At 66.0% G+C, this 14,350-nt stretch carries 13 protein-coding genes and 1 pseudogene; 10 read left to right on the forward strand and 4 right to left on the reverse strand.

What is annotated here, in order from left to right; genetic code table 11:
• Window positions 1-223: 223 nt before the first annotated feature.
• Window positions 224-1,333: a glycine cleavage system aminomethyltransferase GcvT gene (gcvT, locus tag A5785_RS18925; protein ID WP_064867893.1), complete on the reverse strand. Its 1,110-nt coding sequence runs from the start codon at window positions 1,331-1,333 to the stop codon at window positions 224-226.
• 58 nt (window positions 1,334-1,391) lie between these two features.
• Window positions 1,392-1,787: pseudogene (locus A5785_RS18930) on the reverse strand (CHAP domain-containing protein); the annotation flags it as partial.
• Between the two features lie 119 nt (window positions 1,788-1,906).
• Between A5785_RS18930 and A5785_RS18935 the strand changes: the two are divergent.
• The 7 genes from A5785_RS18935 to A5785_RS18965 all read left to right on the forward strand — a co-directional run bounded on the left by A5785_RS18935 (window position 1,907) and on the right by A5785_RS18965 (window position 9,374).
• The gene (locus tag A5785_RS18935; protein ID WP_064867896.1) at window positions 1,907-3,460 is read left to right on the forward strand and encodes a leucyl aminopeptidase; all 1,554 of its coding nucleotides are present in this window, start codon (window positions 1,907-1,909) and stop codon (window positions 3,458-3,460) included.
• 198 nt (window positions 3,461-3,658) lie between these two features.
• The gene (gene sucB / locus A5785_RS18940) at window positions 3,659-5,443 is read left to right on the forward strand and encodes a 2-oxoglutarate dehydrogenase, E2 component, dihydrolipoamide succinyltransferase (protein ID WP_064867899.1); all 1,785 of its coding nucleotides are present in this window, start codon (window positions 3,659-3,661) and stop codon (window positions 5,441-5,443) included.
• Between the two features lie 7 nt (window positions 5,444-5,450).
• Window positions 5,451-6,335 carry a TIGR01777 family oxidoreductase gene (locus A5785_RS18945; protein ID WP_064867902.1) on the forward strand — a complete coding sequence of 295 codons (885 nt, stop codon included), beginning with the start codon at window positions 5,451-5,453 and terminating at the stop codon, window positions 6,333-6,335.
• An 8-nt stretch (window positions 6,336-6,343) separates the two neighbouring features.
• On the forward strand, window positions 6,344-7,075 hold the full coding sequence (gene lipB, locus A5785_RS18950) for a lipoyl(octanoyl) transferase LipB (protein WP_064867905.1): 732 nt from the start codon (window positions 6,344-6,346) through the stop codon (window positions 7,073-7,075).
• On the forward strand, window positions 7,072-8,109 hold the full coding sequence (gene lipA, locus A5785_RS18955) for a lipoyl synthase (RefSeq protein WP_064867908.1): 1,038 nt from the start codon (window positions 7,072-7,074) through the stop codon (window positions 8,107-8,109). The genes lipB and lipA overlap by 4 nt, the downstream gene beginning before the upstream one ends.
• A 101-nt stretch (window positions 8,110-8,210) precedes the next feature.
• Window positions 8,211-8,954 carry a DUF4191 domain-containing protein gene (locus A5785_RS18960; RefSeq protein ID WP_049698278.1) on the forward strand — a complete coding sequence of 248 codons (744 nt, stop codon included), beginning with the start codon at window positions 8,211-8,213 and terminating at the stop codon, window positions 8,952-8,954.
• A 15-nt stretch (window positions 8,955-8,969) separates the two neighbouring features.
• Complete coding sequence (locus tag A5785_RS18965) at window positions 8,970-9,374, forward strand: nuclear transport factor 2 family protein (protein ID WP_064867911.1); 405 nt, start codon at window positions 8,970-8,972, stop codon at window positions 9,372-9,374.
• Here A5785_RS18965 and A5785_RS18970 read toward each other — a convergent pair.
• On the reverse strand, window positions 9,361-9,858 hold the full coding sequence (locus A5785_RS18970) for a hypothetical protein (protein WP_064867914.1): 498 nt from the start codon (window positions 9,856-9,858) through the stop codon (window positions 9,361-9,363). The two genes, A5785_RS18965 and A5785_RS18970, sit on opposite strands and share 14 nt — an antisense overlap.
• Before the next feature lie 404 nt (window positions 9,859-10,262).
• Between A5785_RS18970 and glnA the strand changes: the two genes are divergently transcribed.
• From glnA to A5785_RS18985, 3 genes are all read left to right on the forward strand, one after another.
• A complete protein-coding gene (gene glnA / locus A5785_RS18975; RefSeq protein ID WP_049698281.1) occupies window positions 10,263-11,696 on the forward strand; it encodes a type I glutamate--ammonia ligase in 1,434 nt (477 codons plus the stop codon).
• Window positions 11,697-11,843: 147 nt separating this feature from the next.
• Window positions 11,844-12,542, forward strand: a complete 699-nt coding sequence (locus A5785_RS18980) for a DUF4189 domain-containing protein (protein ID WP_064867917.1) — start codon at window positions 11,844-11,846, stop codon at window positions 12,540-12,542.
• An 85-nt stretch (window positions 12,543-12,627) separates the two neighbouring features.
• The gene (locus A5785_RS18985) at window positions 12,628-12,813 is read left to right on the forward strand and encodes a hypothetical protein (protein WP_049698283.1); all 186 of its coding nucleotides are present in this window, start codon (window positions 12,628-12,630) and stop codon (window positions 12,811-12,813) included.
• On the opposite strand, the gene A5785_RS18990 is transcribed toward A5785_RS18985, so the two are convergent.
• Window positions 12,794-14,308, reverse strand: a complete 1,515-nt coding sequence (locus tag A5785_RS18990; protein WP_064867920.1) for an MFS transporter — start codon at window positions 14,306-14,308, stop codon at window positions 12,794-12,796. The genes A5785_RS18985 and A5785_RS18990 overlap by 20 nt on opposite strands.
• Window positions 14,309-14,350 lie beyond the last annotated feature (42 nt).

Consider the following 14,350-nt stretch of genomic DNA (forward strand, 5'->3'; position numbering starts at 1 on the left):
GGCATACGAGATGAGCGCTAGTCTCGTGGGCTCGGAGATGTGTATAAGAGACAGAGATCACCCCGACCGAGGCCCGCCCCTCCGCCGATCGAGACGCCCCCCGCTGATCGACGCCCCACCGCTGATCGACGCCCGACCCGCTGATCGAGCCTGTCGAGATCACCCCGATCGAGACGCCCCACCGCTGATCGAGACGCCCCACCGCTGATCGAGCTTGTCGAGATCACACATGCGACTCGACGAACGGCGGGATCACCACCTCGCAGGTCAGCTCACGCCCGCGGACGTCGATCACGACCTCCGCACCCTTCTTAATGCCCGACGCCGTGTCGATCAGCGCGAGCGCGATGCCCTGCTTGAGGGTCGGCGAGAACGTCCCGGACGTCGTCTCGCCGACGGTCTCGCCACCCGGCCCGGCCAGCACCGTCAGTCCCGCACGCGGAACGCCGCGACCTGTTGCCTTGAGCCCGTAGAGGCGTCGGGCCGGCCCGGCCTCCTTCTCCGCCACAAGAGCGTCATGCCCGAAGAACGCGGGCTTGTCCCACCCGACCGCCCATCCGCTGCGTGCCTGGTTGGGCGTGATCTCTTCGGTGAGTTCGTGGCCGTGCAGCGCGTAGCCCATCTCGGTGCGCAACGTGTCACGGGCGCCGAGCCCGGCCGGCTGGCCTCCGGCGTTTGTCACCTCGGTGAGCAGAGCGTCGAACACGGGGCCGGCGTCGCTCCATCGCGGGAGGATTTCGTACCCCCGCTCGCCGGTGTATCCGGTCCGGCATACCCGCACCGGATACGACGCATCGTCGGTCTTGAGGTCGGCATCCGCGTACGCCATGTACTCCATGTCGGTCGGAAGACCAACGGCGGCAAGCACATCGGGGCTCTTCGGCCCCTGGACAGCAAAGACTGCGTAGTCACGATGTGCGTCGGTGATCTCGACACCTTCCGGCGCGACGGCCTGTAGCGCCGCGACGACCTTCGCGGTGTTCGCGGCGTTCGGCACCAGGAACACTTCGTCGTCGGAGACGAGGTACGCGATGAGGTCGTCGACCACTCCCCCGGATTCGTTGCAACACAGCGTGTACTGCGCCTTGCCCGCGTGGATCTTCCCGAGATCGTTCGTCAGCGTCGAATTGACGAAATCTGCTGCGCCAGAACCCTTCACGAGCGCCTTGCCGAGATGACTGACATCGAAGATGCCGACTGCCTCGCGGACGGCGTTGTGTTCTGCGACGGTGCCGGCATACGAAACGGGCATATGCCATCCACCGAATTCGGCGAAGGTGGCACCGAGTGCGTAGTGACGGTCGGCGATGGGTCCGGCGAGCAATTCGGTCATGCGGGCAGATTACCGATCGACGTCGAGCCCGCGCACCTCGCACGACACGACGACCGGCTCAGGGGACGCCATAGCCCTGCACGCCCTCGACCGTCCGCAGATCGAAGTGGTCGACAGTGATCCCCTGCGCTTCGGCGCCGCCCACTGTCGTCACCCGCGAGGCCGGACGCCACCGCCCGCTCGCGTGCAGATAGTCGGTAAGCGTCGCGACGCCGGGAATTCGCCATGATCCGGAGTTCGGATTGTCAAACGGCACACCGGCTTTGCGCATCACCGTGCTGACGAAGTCGGCACACCACGATTCGTCGACCCCCTCGGAGTAGGTCGTGCCCGCCGCGTTGCGGTCGTACTCAGAGTGCACGATGTCGACGATCCGTGAGCGCACCGGATCCACTCCGCTGGTGTCGACCGCGGGGAACGCCTGACGAGACGAACCCACGCCGACCTTCGCGACGGCCAGGCGCGCCTCTTCGAACTCACGCTCACCGGGTCACCGTAGGCAGCGTTGCCGGTGTCGGACCCGCTCGGCGGAGATCGTGTCGGTCCGCGGAATGACGTGGCAGAGTTGAGCGGGTGAGTAAGAACGAGAGCGTCGACCGGACACGCGGTCCCAAGATCCAACTGGCAACCTCCCTCGACAAGAACGACGAGGTACTCGTCATCGGGCTCGTGTCACCCGAGAGTTCTGAACCCGAGGACTCCACGAAAACGGACTCCGACGCGGCGCCCACCCTGTTCATCGGCGACGGACTCCTCGACGACGCGCAGGCGTCGGCCATCAGCGACGCGCTCGTCGCGGTCGGTGCCAGCGGCGCACACGGGGATGTCTCGACCGTTCCCGCCCCCGAGTCGCTCGGCGTCGACGCCGTGGTGGCCGTCGGCCTCGGCTCGTCCGACGACGTCGAGAATCCCGAGAAGCTTCGCCAAGCCGCGGGCATCGTGGCTCGAGCACTGAACGGTCACGAGCAGGTCGCCACCACTCTCGCGGCGGGGGGCATCGAGCCCGTAGCCGAGGGCTTCTTCCTCGGCGCCTATCGGTTCGACGAATTCCGTTCTGCCAAAACGCTTCCCACGAAGACTCCGCCGACCTCGGTGCGCCTGCTCGTGGAGAACACCGGGAAAGCTGCCACCGCGCAGCTCGAGCACGCCGTCTCCGTCGCCGATGCCACCGCGATCGCCCGCGACTTCGTGAACACCCCGCCGAGCCACCTCTATCCGGAGGAGTTTGCCGAGCGCGCCCGCTACCTCGGTAGCAAAGTCGGCCTGAAGGTCGAGATCCTCGACGACACCGAGCTGGAGAAGGGCGGGTACGGCGGGATCGTCGGCGTCGGCAAGGGCAGTTCACGCCTGCCGCGACTGGTCCGGCTGACGCACACGGGAAAGAAGGACGCCAAGAAGGTGGCGCTCGTCGGCAAGGGCATCACCTTCGACACCGGCGGCATCTCGATCAAGCCCGCAGCCAACATGGATCACATGACCTCCGACATGGGGGGTGCCGCCGCCGTCATCGCGGCCACCATCCTGGCCGCTCGTCTCGACGTCGACGTGTCGGTCACCGCCACGGTGCCGATGGCCGAGAACATGCCGTCGGGCACCGCCCAGCGTCCCGGCGACGTACTCACGCAATACGGCGGAACCACGGTCGAGGTCTTGAACACCGACGCCGAGGGTCGACTCGTCCTCGCCGACGCGATCGTGCGCGCATGCGAGGACGAGCCCGACTACCTCATCGACACCGCAACGCTCACCGGCGCCCAGATGGTCGCGCTCGGAGCGCGCACACCGGGTGTCATGGGCACCGAGGAGTTCCGCGACCGCGTCGCCGAGCTCTCGCAAGAGGTGGGCGAGAACGCGTGGCCGATGCCGCTTGCCTCCGAACTGCGAGCCGATCTGAAGTCCCGGGTCGCCGATCTCGCCAACGTCACCAATCACCGCAACGGCGGCATGCTCGCCGCGGGCCTTTTCCTCAAGGAGTTCGTCGCCGACGGCGTGCAGTGGGCCCACATCGACGTCGCCGGACCGGCTTTCAACTCCGGAGCGCCGTGGGGTTACACCCCCAAGGGCGGAACCGGCGTTCCGGTCCGCACCATCGCGCGCGTGATCGAAGACATCGCCGAGAACGGCTGAGCGCACCCCTATCCGCCACCATCCCCGACTCGCCAACGCAGTTGCGTCGACACGCCACATGGCGCGGGCCGGTGGCGGGTAGGGTTTAGCGCGTGGGCATCGGCCACCCGCCGACGCCCGTGTCTCGGAGGCGCACACACCACCGCGACAGACCACACATAACCCAGACACATACGTCGAGTCGAGGAGTCAACAACGATGGCCTTCTCCGTCCAGATGCCAGCCCTTGGTGAAAGCGTCACAGAGGGGACAGTCACCCGGTGGCTGAAGGAGGAGGGAGACACCGTCGAGGCCGACGAGCCATTGCTCGAAGTCTCCACCGACAAGGTCGACACCGAAATCCCCGCTCCGACATCCGGTGTGCTGACGAAGATCGTCGCCCATGAGGACGACGTCGTCGAGATCGGCGGCGAGCTCGCGGTCATCGGCGAGGAGGGTGAAGCAGCCCCGTCCGACGATTCGGATTCGGATTCGGCAGGCGGCACCGAGCCGGAGCAGGCCGCCGAACCCGAGCCGGAGCCCGAGGCACCGTCCACCGACGCCGACGCCCCCGCCGAGAAGCCCGCCGCGCAGGCTGCGCCCAGCGGATCGGCATCCGGAACCGACGTCCTGATGCCGGAACTCGGCGAGTCCGTCACCGAGGGCACCGTCACCAACTGGCTCAAGCAGGTCGGCGACGAGGTCGCCGAGGACGAGCCACTCCTCGAGGTCTCGACCGACAAGGTCGACACCGAGATCCCGTCGCCCGTCGCAGGCACACTGATCGAAATCGTCGCCAACGAAGACGATGTCGTCGAGATCGGCGGCAAGCTCGCGGTGATCGGCGACAAGTCTGCGGCCGGCGCGGCGCCAGAACCCGAGCCGGAGCCAGAGCCCGAGCCGGCAAAGGCAGAACCCGAGCCAGAGCCGGAACCCGAGCCAGAGCCAGAGCCAGAGCCCGCCAAGGCTGCTCCGGAACCCGAACCCGCGAAGGCCAGCACTGCGCCAGCGGCCAAGGAATCCTCTGATCCGCCGACCGTCGAATCCACGCCGTACGTGACCCCGCTGGTCCGTAAGTTGGCCTCCGACAACGACATCGACCTCAACTCCATCAAGGGAACCGGTGTCGGTGGCCGTATCCGCAAGCAGGACGTGCTCGCGGCAGCAGAGGCCAAGAAGGCACCCGCGCCCGCTGCTGCACCGGCGGCATCGTCGGCTCCGGCTGCTGCCGCATCGGCGCCGGCCGCACACGGCCCCGAGGTTCGCCCCGAGCTCGCCGAGCTGCGCGGAACCACGCAGAAGATCAACCGCATCCGGCAGATCACGGCGAAGAAGACGCGCGAGTCGCTGCAGGAGAGCGCACAGCTCACCCAGGTCTTCGAGATCGACATGTCGAAGGTCGCCACCCTGCGCAAGGCGGCCAAGGAGTCGTTCAAGGCCGCCGAGGGTGTGAATCTCACCTACCTCCCGTTCATCGCGAAGGCCGTCGTCGAGGCGCTCAAGGCGCACCCGAACGTCAACGCGTCGATCAACGAGGAGAAGAAGGAGATCACCTACTACGACAAGGTGCATCTCGGAATCGCCGTCGACACCGAGAACGGACTGCTGTCCCCGGTGATCCACAACGCCGACGACCTCTCGCTCGCAGGTCTGGCACGCGCCATCGCCGACATCGCGGCGCGGGCTCGCTCGAACGGCCTCAAGCCGGACGAGCTGGCGGGTGGCACGTTCACGATCACCAACATCGGCAGCCAGGGCGCGCTCTTCGACACCCCGATCCTCGTTCCGCCGCAGGCGGCGATGCTCGGTACCGGCGCGATCGTCAAGCGTCCGGTCGTGATCACCGGCGACGACGGTTCGGAGTCGATCGCGGTGCGCTCGATGTCGTTCTTCCCGCTGACCTACGATCACCGCCTCATCGACGGTGCCGATGCGGGCCGCTTCCTGACGACCATCAAGAAGCGTCTCGAAGAAGGCGCGTTCGCAGCGGAATTGGGGCTGTAAGGCTCGCATGCTGATTGCCGTCGCGGGTTCTCATGGGCTGATCGGTTCGGCTCTGGTCACCTCGCTGACCGAAGCCGGCCACACGGTCCGACGCCTGGTTCGTCACGAACCGCTGTCCGACGACGAATTCGGTTGGGACCCCGAGACTCTCGGGGTCCCGGCCGAAGCCCTCGACGGTGTCGACGCTGTGGTCAGCCTCGGCGGCGTCGGGGTGGGCAACCAGTTGTGGACGGGCCGGTTCAAACAGGAGCTGCGCGACACCCGGATCACTCCGACCGAGGTGCTCGCCGAAGCCGTACGGACCGCGGGAGTCCCGACGTTCCTCAGCGCCAGCGCGTCGGGCTACTACGGCGATACCGGCGAACACGCGGCGATCGAGTCCGACGGCCCCGGAGGCGGTTTCCTCGCCGATCTCGTCGTCGACTGGGAGGACGCAGCGGTGAGCAACGCGGGTGAGGACACTCGCGTCGTGCTGTTGCGCACAGCTCCGGTGCTCTCCGGCTCCGGCGGGCTGCTCGCAAAGCTCCGACCCCTGTTCAAGCTCGGCCTCGGCGGCACCATCGGCAGTGGGCGCCAATACTTTTCGTGGATCACGCTTGAAGACGAGATCCGCGCCATCGAGTTCCTTCTGTCGTCGACGATCAGCGGACCGGTGAACCTCGCCGCTCCCGACGCGGTACCGTTCGCCGACTTCGTGTCGGCGTTCGGTCGGGCCGTACACCGTCCGACGATCGCACGGGTGCCCGGTTTCGCCGCGAAGTTCGTCGGCGGCGAGATGGCGCAGGAAATGATTCTGTTCAGTCAGCGCGTTGCACCCGGAGTGCTCAGCGACAACGACTTCACCTTCACCCACCCGGACATCGACTCCGGGCTGGCCTACGCGAACCGGTAGGGATCCCCATGCCACGCGAATCCATCCGTACCGATCCTGAGACCCCTTTCGAGGTACGCACCCTCGGCGTCGTCGACTATCAGGACGCCTACGACACCCAACACTCCCTCGCGGCCGAGCGCGCCGACGGCACGCTCGATCACGATCTCCTCCTGCTCCTCGAACACCCCTCCACATACACGGCGGGCAAGCGCACCGAGCCGTCCGACCTCCCGACCAACGGCGCCAACGTCGTCGACGTCGACCGTGGTGGACGCATCACCTGGCATGGTCCCGGCCAGCTCGTGGGCTACCCGATCGTCGCTCTCGCCCAGCCGCTCGACGTCGTCGATTACGTACGACGCATCGAGTCGGCGCTCATCGCGGTCTGTGCGCGGTTCGGCGTCAGCGCCGGGCGCGTCGACGGCAGGTCGGGAGTGTGGGTCTGCGACGACGCGGGCGAACGCAAACTCGGCCAGATCGGCATCAGGGTTGCACGCGGAATCACCCTGCACGGGTTCGCACTGAACGTGAACCCCGACATGAGCGCATTCGACGCCATCGTCCCGTGCGGCATCGCCGACGCAGGCGTCACCTCGCTCGCACTCGAAGCGGGCCACGAGATCACCGTCGACGAGGTGCTCGTCGACATCGTCGACGCGGTGCGCTCGGCATTCGACCACCGTGACGTCGGCGCCGATGTGATCGGGGTAACGGACCAGCAGGCGAGCGTCGCGCCGGGCGTAGCATCGGTGCGGTGACCGTGTCTGATTCACAAGCCTCCACTCCCACCGCCCCCGACGGCCGCAAGCTGCTGCGTCTCGAGGTCCGCAACGCGCAGACCCCGATCGAACGCAAACCCAAGTGGATCAAGACGCGCGCGACGATGGGCCCCGAGTATTCGGAGCTCAAGGGACTCGTGAAACGCGAAGGGCTGCACACGGTCTGCGAAGAAGCGGGGTGCCCCAACATCTACGAGTGCTGGGAAGACCGCGAGGCCACCTTCCTGATCGGTGGCGAACAGTGCACTCGACGCTGCGACTTCTGCCAGATCGACACCGGTAAGCCGGCCGATCTCGACCGCGACGAACCACGACGTGTCGCCGAGAGCGTGCAGGCGATGGGTCTGCGCTACTCGACGATCACCGGCGTCGCGCGCGACGACCTCCCCGACGAGGGCGCGTGGCTCTACGCCGAGACTGTGCGAGCAATCCACCGACTCAACCCCGGCACCGGTGTGGAGAACCTGATTCCCGACTTCCACGCCAAGCCCGACCTTCTCGACGAGGTCTTCGACGCACGTCCCGAGGTGCTGGCGCACAATCTCGAGACGGTCCCCCGCATCTTCAAGCGCATCCGGCCTGCGTTCCGATACGAGCGGTCGCTCGACGTCCTCACCCAGGCACGCGACTTCGGGCTCGTCACCAAGTCGAATCTGATCCTCGGGATGGGCGAGACACCCGAAGAGGTCCGCGAGTCCATCGTCGACCTGCATGAGGCGGGCTGCGACATCCTCACGATCACGCAGTACCTGCGGCCGTCTCCGCGGCACCATCCCGTCGAGCGCTGGGTGAAGCCCGAGGAGTTCGTCGAGCATTCCGACTTCGCGCGTGAGGTCGGGTTCGCCGGTGTGATGGCCGGACCGCTGGTTCGTTCGTCGTATCGTGCCGGGCGTCTCTATGCACAGGCGATGGCCCATCACGGTCGCGAAATCCCCACCGCGATGGCTCATCTCGCCAACGAGGGGTCGGCGAGCCAGGAAGCGTCGAGCGTCCTCTCACGCCTCGCGCGCTGATTTCCGACGAACCCTCAGGCGTCGGCTCCAAAAGCCCTGACGCCTGAAAGCTCGGCCAACCCCCGGCGTGCCGGTCGGCGGTCGGACGTATCCTAGAGGGCATGGCAAAGGCGTCTGCAGCAAGCAAAGAGGAAAAGGCCGCGGCGAAGAAGGCTCGTCGTAAGGCCTCGCGCGAGCGTTACACGCAGCTCTGGCAGGCGTTCCAGATGCAGCGTAAAGAAGACAAGCGGCTCATCCCGTACATGGTCGGTGTCTTCTTGCTGGTCGTGGCGGTGTTCGTCGTTCTCGGATTCGTGTTCGGCAGTCCGTGGCTGTTCATCCCGGTGGGCGTCATCCTGGGTCTGCTCGCGGCGTTCGTCCTGTTCGGTCGTCGTGTCCAGAAGACGGTGTACACGCGGGCCGAGGGACAACCGGGCGCAGCCGGTTGGGCGCTGGGCAACATGCGCGGGCAGTGGCGGGTCAGCCAGGCCGTCGCGGGCACCAGCCACCTCGACGCCGTGCATCGCGTGATCGGCAAGCCCGGGGTGATCCTCGTCGCCGAGGGCTCCCCCACCCGAGTGCGCTCGTTGGTGGCACAGGAGAAGAAGAAGGCCGCACGCGTCGTCGGCGACACACCCATCTATGAGGTGTACGTCGGCAACGACGACGACCAGGTGCCGCTCTCCAAGCTCGAACGCCACCTCAACAAGCTGCCCCGCAACATCGACGGCAAGCGCATCGACGCCCTCGAGGGTCGGCTCAGCGCGCTGAGCAGCCGCGGCTCCGGACCTGCGATGCCGAAGGGCCCGCTGCCCGCGAACGCGAAGACGCGCAGCATGCAGCGCACCGCGCGTCGTCGTAGCTGAGCTCGCGGCACCCCGATGCGTGAATTCAGAGAAGCGGTCGAGCGCGGCGACGAAGCCGCGATGGCCGCATGCCTCGCCGACGACGTCGTCTTCACCAGCCCGGTCGCCTTCACGCCGTATGAGGGCAAGGCCATCACGGCGGCGATTCTGCGCGGCGTGATGCGGGTCTTCGAGGACTTTCACTACGTGCGAGAGATCGGCGATCCCGACGGGCGCGACCATGCACTGCTGTTCGAGGCAAAGGTGTCGGGTAAGACCGTGTCCGGTTGCGACTTCCTCCACCTCGATGACGACGGCAGGATTGTCGACTTCACGGTGATGGTGCGGCCGTTGTCGGCCGCGATGGCCCTCTCCGAGGCGATGGGCGCCCAGTTCGACCAGATTCGCGCAGAGGCGACGGCAGAGCTCAGCGGGTCCTGATCATCGCTGTGCCGGTAGCGCGATCATGCAGCGCGCGGCCGTTGTAGTCGTTCATCAGCGCGGGCACGATGAACACAATCAGCACCTGGCGCGCAAGCGCGCGGATCGGGCCGACCGCTGCGAAGTGCTCGGAGCCGCTCACCTCTGCGGAGGTGCGATCGGCGCCGTAGTCGACGCGGGCCACGCGGGTACCCACGGCGAATTGCCCCGGCGTGAAGCCGAACAACGTCACGGTGACGACACCGACGACGAACCACACCGCCAGAATGACCGTGCCCATGTCGGGTGAACCGAAGCGGACGAACAGCAACGAGAGCCCGCCTGCGATCAGCCAGTCGACCATCAATCCGGCGACGCGATGCCAGCCACCCGCGAGCGAGCCGGGACCGGTCTCGGGGAGCCCGAGGTCGGCGCCACGGTATTCGACGTCGACGTCGTGCCCAGCCTGAGGCCCCGACAGCCATGATCCGGTAGCGCGGCCCATCGCAGGCACCCTCTCTCCTCGACCCCCGACAGGTGAACCGCCGGCGGGATGTACGCCCGACGAGCCCGTGCAAAGCGCTCGTCCTTGCACGTCAGTGTATGCCCCGCACATGAGAGCACCGGCAGCCCCGCACAGGTCGGCATCGGCACTCGTCGTCGAGCTTCCGTACGTATCGCCGATGAGTGGTCAGATTCACCACGCGCGCAAGGCCGGAATCAGGAATAGTTATGGTGTCCCACGTCCGCGGTGTGTAACACAGGAGAAACACGTCCTTGACGCGCGGGCAACGTCCGATCCATACGGTCTGAGCTGAGATCCGCTGCTGTCTCTCGGTGGCGGACGAGCGTGTCGGGTGACCGTCTCGTGGCCACCCGCCGGCGAAATAGTGAAGGAGTCACCGCACGGTGTACAGCAGCAAAGAAGAACTACTCGAGGGCATCAAGAAGGAAGGTGTCGAGTACGTCGACATCCGATTCTGCGACCTGCCCGGCGTGATGCAGCACTTCTCCATCCCGGCAACGGCGTTCGACGAGAGCGTCTTCGAAGAGGGCCTCGCCTTCGACGGTTCGTCTGTCCGTGGATTCCAGTCCATCAACGAGTCGGACATGATGCTGCTGCCGGATCCGGCAACCGCTCAGATCGATCCCTTCCGCAAGGCCAAGACGATGAACGTCAGCTTCTTCGTCCACGACCCGTTCACCCGTGAGGCCTACAGCCGCGACCCGCGCAACGTCGCCCGTAAGGCCGAGGACTACTTGGCCTCTACCGGTATCGCCGACACCTGCTTCTTCGGTGCCGAGGCCGAGTTCTACATCTTCGACGGCGTGTCCTACGGCTCGGAGATGAATGGCACCTACTACGAGGTCGAGTCCGAGTCGGGCTGGTGGAACGCCGGTTCGCCCGTCGACCCCGACGGTTCGCCGAACCTCGGTTACAAGGTCCGCCCCAAGGGCGGCTACTTCCCGGTGGCGCCGTACGACCACTACGTCGACCTGCGCGACGAGATGTCGACCAACCTGACCAACGCGGGCTTCGAGCTCGAACGTGGCCACCACGAGGTGGGCACCGGCGGCCAGGCCGAGATCAACTACAAGTTCAACACGCTGCTCCATGCGGCCGACGACGTGCTGCTGTTCAAGTACATCATCAAGAACACGGCGTGGGCGAACGGCAAGTCGGTCACCTTCATGCCGAAGCCGCTCTTCGGCGACAACGGCTCGGGCATGCACGCTCACCAGTCGCTGTGGAAGGACGGCAAGCCGCTGTTCCACGACGAGGCCGGCTACGCGGGGCTGTCGGATCTGGCTCGCTACTACATCGGCGGCATCCTGCACCACGCGCCGTCGCTGCTGGCGTTCACCAACCCGACCGTGAACTCGTACAAGCGTCTGGTGCCGGGCTACGAGGCTCCGATCAACCTGGTGTACAGCCAGCGCAACCGGTCGGCCTGTGTGCGTATCCCGATCACGGGCAACAACCCGAAGGCCAAGCGCCTCGAGTTCCGCTGCCCCGACAGCTCGGGCAACCCGTACCTCGCCTTCGCCGCGATGATGATGGCCGGACTCGACGGCATCAAGAACAAGATCGAGCCGCACGAGCCCGTCGACAAGGATCTCTACGAGCTTCCCCCGGAGGAGGCCAAGAACATCCCGCAGGCACCGACCTCGCTGAGCGCCGTCATCGACAAGCTCGAAGAGGATCACGAATACCTCACCGCCGGTGGAGTATTCACCGAGGACCTGATCGAGACCTGGATCGCGCTCAAGCGTGAGAACGAGATCGAGCCGGTTCAGATCCGCCCGCACCCGTACGAATTCGCGCTGTACTACGACTGCTGAGTCGCAGCACAACAGCACCGCACGCCGCCCGCCCGACCACTTGGTCTGGCGGGCGGTGTGCGTCGGGCGTCATCCACACGGCAGACCCTGACGCCGACAACAGAACTCGACTCCGACCCGCATCCGACCCCATGCGATGCTGTTTCCATGACCTACCCAGGATCGGGACAAAACGGACCGTGGCCCCCGCAAGGACCTCCACCGCAGGGCCCCTATCCCTCCTACCCTGGCGGTCCGGGACCAGGGGGATACGGAGGCGGAGGATACGGAGGCGGAGGGTTCGGAGGACCCCCACAGCCGCCCCGACGCGGCAACGGCGGGCTCGTCGCCATCCTTGCGGCCGTGGGAGTGCTCGTCGTACTCGCGATCGTCGCGGTGGTCGGTGTGGTGATCTGGGCGTCCAACCGCTCCGACGACTCGTCGACCGTTGCGTCGTCGAGCACGACGACCACGACGACGACCGATGACTACAGCGCGCCGACGACCCGCGACTTGGATTCGACCGCTACTCCCGGCCTCCCTCCCGCGGCCCCGGCCCCTGCTCCTGTCGACTACTACGGCGCCATCGCGGTCTCGACGCAAACCAGTGACGTCGGCTATGCCGTCAACTCGCTGTCGCGGGCGGAGGCCGAGCGTAACGCTCTCTCTCAGTGCGGAGTGTCGAGTTGTCAGGCGGCGATCTGGTGGCGCAACGCCTGCGGTGCCATCGTTCAATCCCAGGCCGACCTGTCGTGGGGATGGGCATGGGCGACGACCGAACGGGCCGCGAGCGACGCGGCAGCCACGCGACTGACCGGCGGTTCACCAAAGGTGATCTTCAGTCGTTGCACCTCCAACGCGGGCTGACTCCACGCCGGTGATGCACTTCACAGGGGCTAATGGGGCCTTCGTACCCTCACACGACATGCCAACTACACGTAATCTCTTGGTCATGACCCGCATGCTCTTTGTTGAAGATCTCGTGCCAGGTGACCGCATCAGCATCGACGGGATCAAGGCCGTCGTCCGCAAGCAGGTGCCCCACGGAGAGACTCAGCGACTCATCGAACTCGCACACAGCTCCGACAGTCGCACCGACATGATCGTCGACGTCGGCGTCAAGATCGAAGTCTTCTGAGTTCAGCACTCTCCTGACGATCGGCCACGTCGGACGTCCTCGTCATCCACACCACGAGTAGCGCTGTGGACACGAGCACCCCGACGCCGACCCAGGCCGCGACCGACGCCCCTTCGACAAATGCTCCGCGGGCAGCGTCGAGCACATTCGACGCCTGAACCTTGTCGAGATGCTTTGCGGTCGCCGCTGCACCCGCAAGGCTCGTACCCGCCTGCCCCACCGCCAGATCCGCGGGAAAAGCCATGCGGTACACCAGGTTCAACACACTACCGAGCACCGCGATACCGACTGCCCCGCCGAGTTCGCTCGAGGTCTCCAAGAGTCCCGACGTCGCACCGGCGCGCTCAGCGGGCGCCACACCGATCACGTAGTCGGCGATCACCGACGACGCCGAGACGATTCCTGTCGCGATCGACGTCGACCCGATCAGCGCAACGAGAAGCGTGTGCACTCCCAGCAATCCCGCGAGCACACCGAATCCTGCTGCTCCCGTCAGCAATCCGGCGATCATCACCATCGGTCTGCCCCATCGCACCGAGGCGACGGCTGCGAGTGGTGCGGCCACCGCGACCAGCGCGCTGGGCGCGATACTCCACAGCGCGGCCTTCAGCGGCGAGTAGCCGAGGACCGACTGCAGGTACTGCGTCACGATGATCGAATTCCCGAGCAACGCGAACATACACACGACGTTGGTCCAGATCGACACCGAGAAGCGCCGATCGTCGAACAGCCCGAGGTCGATCATCGGATCGCTGAGTCGTTTTTGGCGCGCGACGAAGACCGTCCCGAGCGTCAACCCAACCACGAGTGCGAACCCACGCTCCACCGACCATCCTTCCGCGGCGAATTCCTTGATCGCATAGATCGTCGGCAGTATCGCTCCGAGGACGAGCAGCGCACTGAGGATGTCGACGCGCCGATCGACGACCGCGGTATCGGCCGGTAGGAGCAGGGGCGCGACAACGAGCAGCACGGCCATCACCGGAACGTTGATCAAAAACACCGATCCCCACCAGAAGTGTTCGAGCAGCAGGCCGGAGACGATAGGGCCCACCGCGACCCCGCCCGCGAGCACCGCGTTCCACGCCGCGATCGCCTTGGCCCGATCGGCGTCGTCGAGGAAGATGTGGCGGATCAACGCCAACGTCGACGGCATGAGCGTCGCACCGGACACCGCCAGCACCGCTCGTGCCAGGATCAGCAGCGAAGCCGTCGGGGCAAAAGCAGCAAGAATCGACGCGCCGCTGAATCCGACGGCACCGATCATCAGCAAGCGCCGATGTCCGACACGATCGGCGAGCGAGCCCATCGTCAACAGCAGGCCGGCCAACACGAATCCGTAGATGTCGAAGATCCAGAGCTGTTGTGTTGCAGATGGATTCAGGTCCGAAGCGATGAAGGGAACCGCAAAGAACAGCACCGAGACATCCATCGAGACGATCAGCATGGGCATGCACAGCGCCGCTAGCGCTGCCCACGGTGAACGAGAAGACATGACACCACCACCTCTTTCTGCGTATTGCATAGACTGTTTATG

It is taken from the genome of Gordonia sp. 852002-50395_SCH5434458 (assembly GCF_001665905.1).
Taxonomy (GTDB): domain Bacteria; phylum Actinomycetota; class Actinomycetes; order Mycobacteriales; family Mycobacteriaceae; genus Gordonia; species Gordonia jacobaea.

Excerpts from the sequence above, each read along its gene's own strand:
- gcvT (WP_064867893.1), bottom strand. The coding sequence starts at position 1,333 with ATGACCGAATTGCTCGCCGGACCCATCGCCGACCGTCACTACGCACTC.
- sucB (WP_064867899.1), top strand. The coding sequence starts at position 3,659 with ATGGCCTTCTCCGTCCAGATGCCAGCCCTTGGTGAAAGCGTCACAGAG.
- A5785_RS18945 (WP_064867902.1), top strand. The coding sequence starts at position 5,451 with ATGCTGATTGCCGTCGCGGGTTCTCATGGGCTGATCGGTTCGGCTCTG.
- lipB (WP_064867905.1), top strand. The coding sequence starts at position 6,344 with ATGCCACGCGAATCCATCCGTACCGATCCTGAGACCCCTTTCGAGGTA.
- A5785_RS18960 (WP_049698278.1), top strand. The coding sequence starts at position 8,211 with ATGGCAAAGGCGTCTGCAGCAAGCAAAGAGGAAAAGGCCGCGGCGAAG.
- A5785_RS18965 (WP_064867911.1), top strand. The coding sequence starts at position 8,970 with ATGCGTGAATTCAGAGAAGCGGTCGAGCGCGGCGACGAAGCCGCGATG.
- A5785_RS18970 (WP_064867914.1), bottom strand. The coding sequence starts at position 9,858 with ATGGGCCGCGCTACCGGATCATGGCTGTCGGGGCCTCAGGCTGGGCAC.
- A5785_RS18980 (WP_064867917.1), top strand. The coding sequence starts at position 11,844 with ATGACCTACCCAGGATCGGGACAAAACGGACCGTGGCCCCCGCAAGGA.
- A5785_RS18985 (WP_049698283.1), top strand. The coding sequence starts at position 12,628 with ATGACCCGCATGCTCTTTGTTGAAGATCTCGTGCCAGGTGACCGCATC.
- A5785_RS18990 (WP_064867920.1), bottom strand. The coding sequence starts at position 14,308 with ATGTCTTCTCGTTCACCGTGGGCAGCGCTAGCGGCGCTGTGCATGCCC.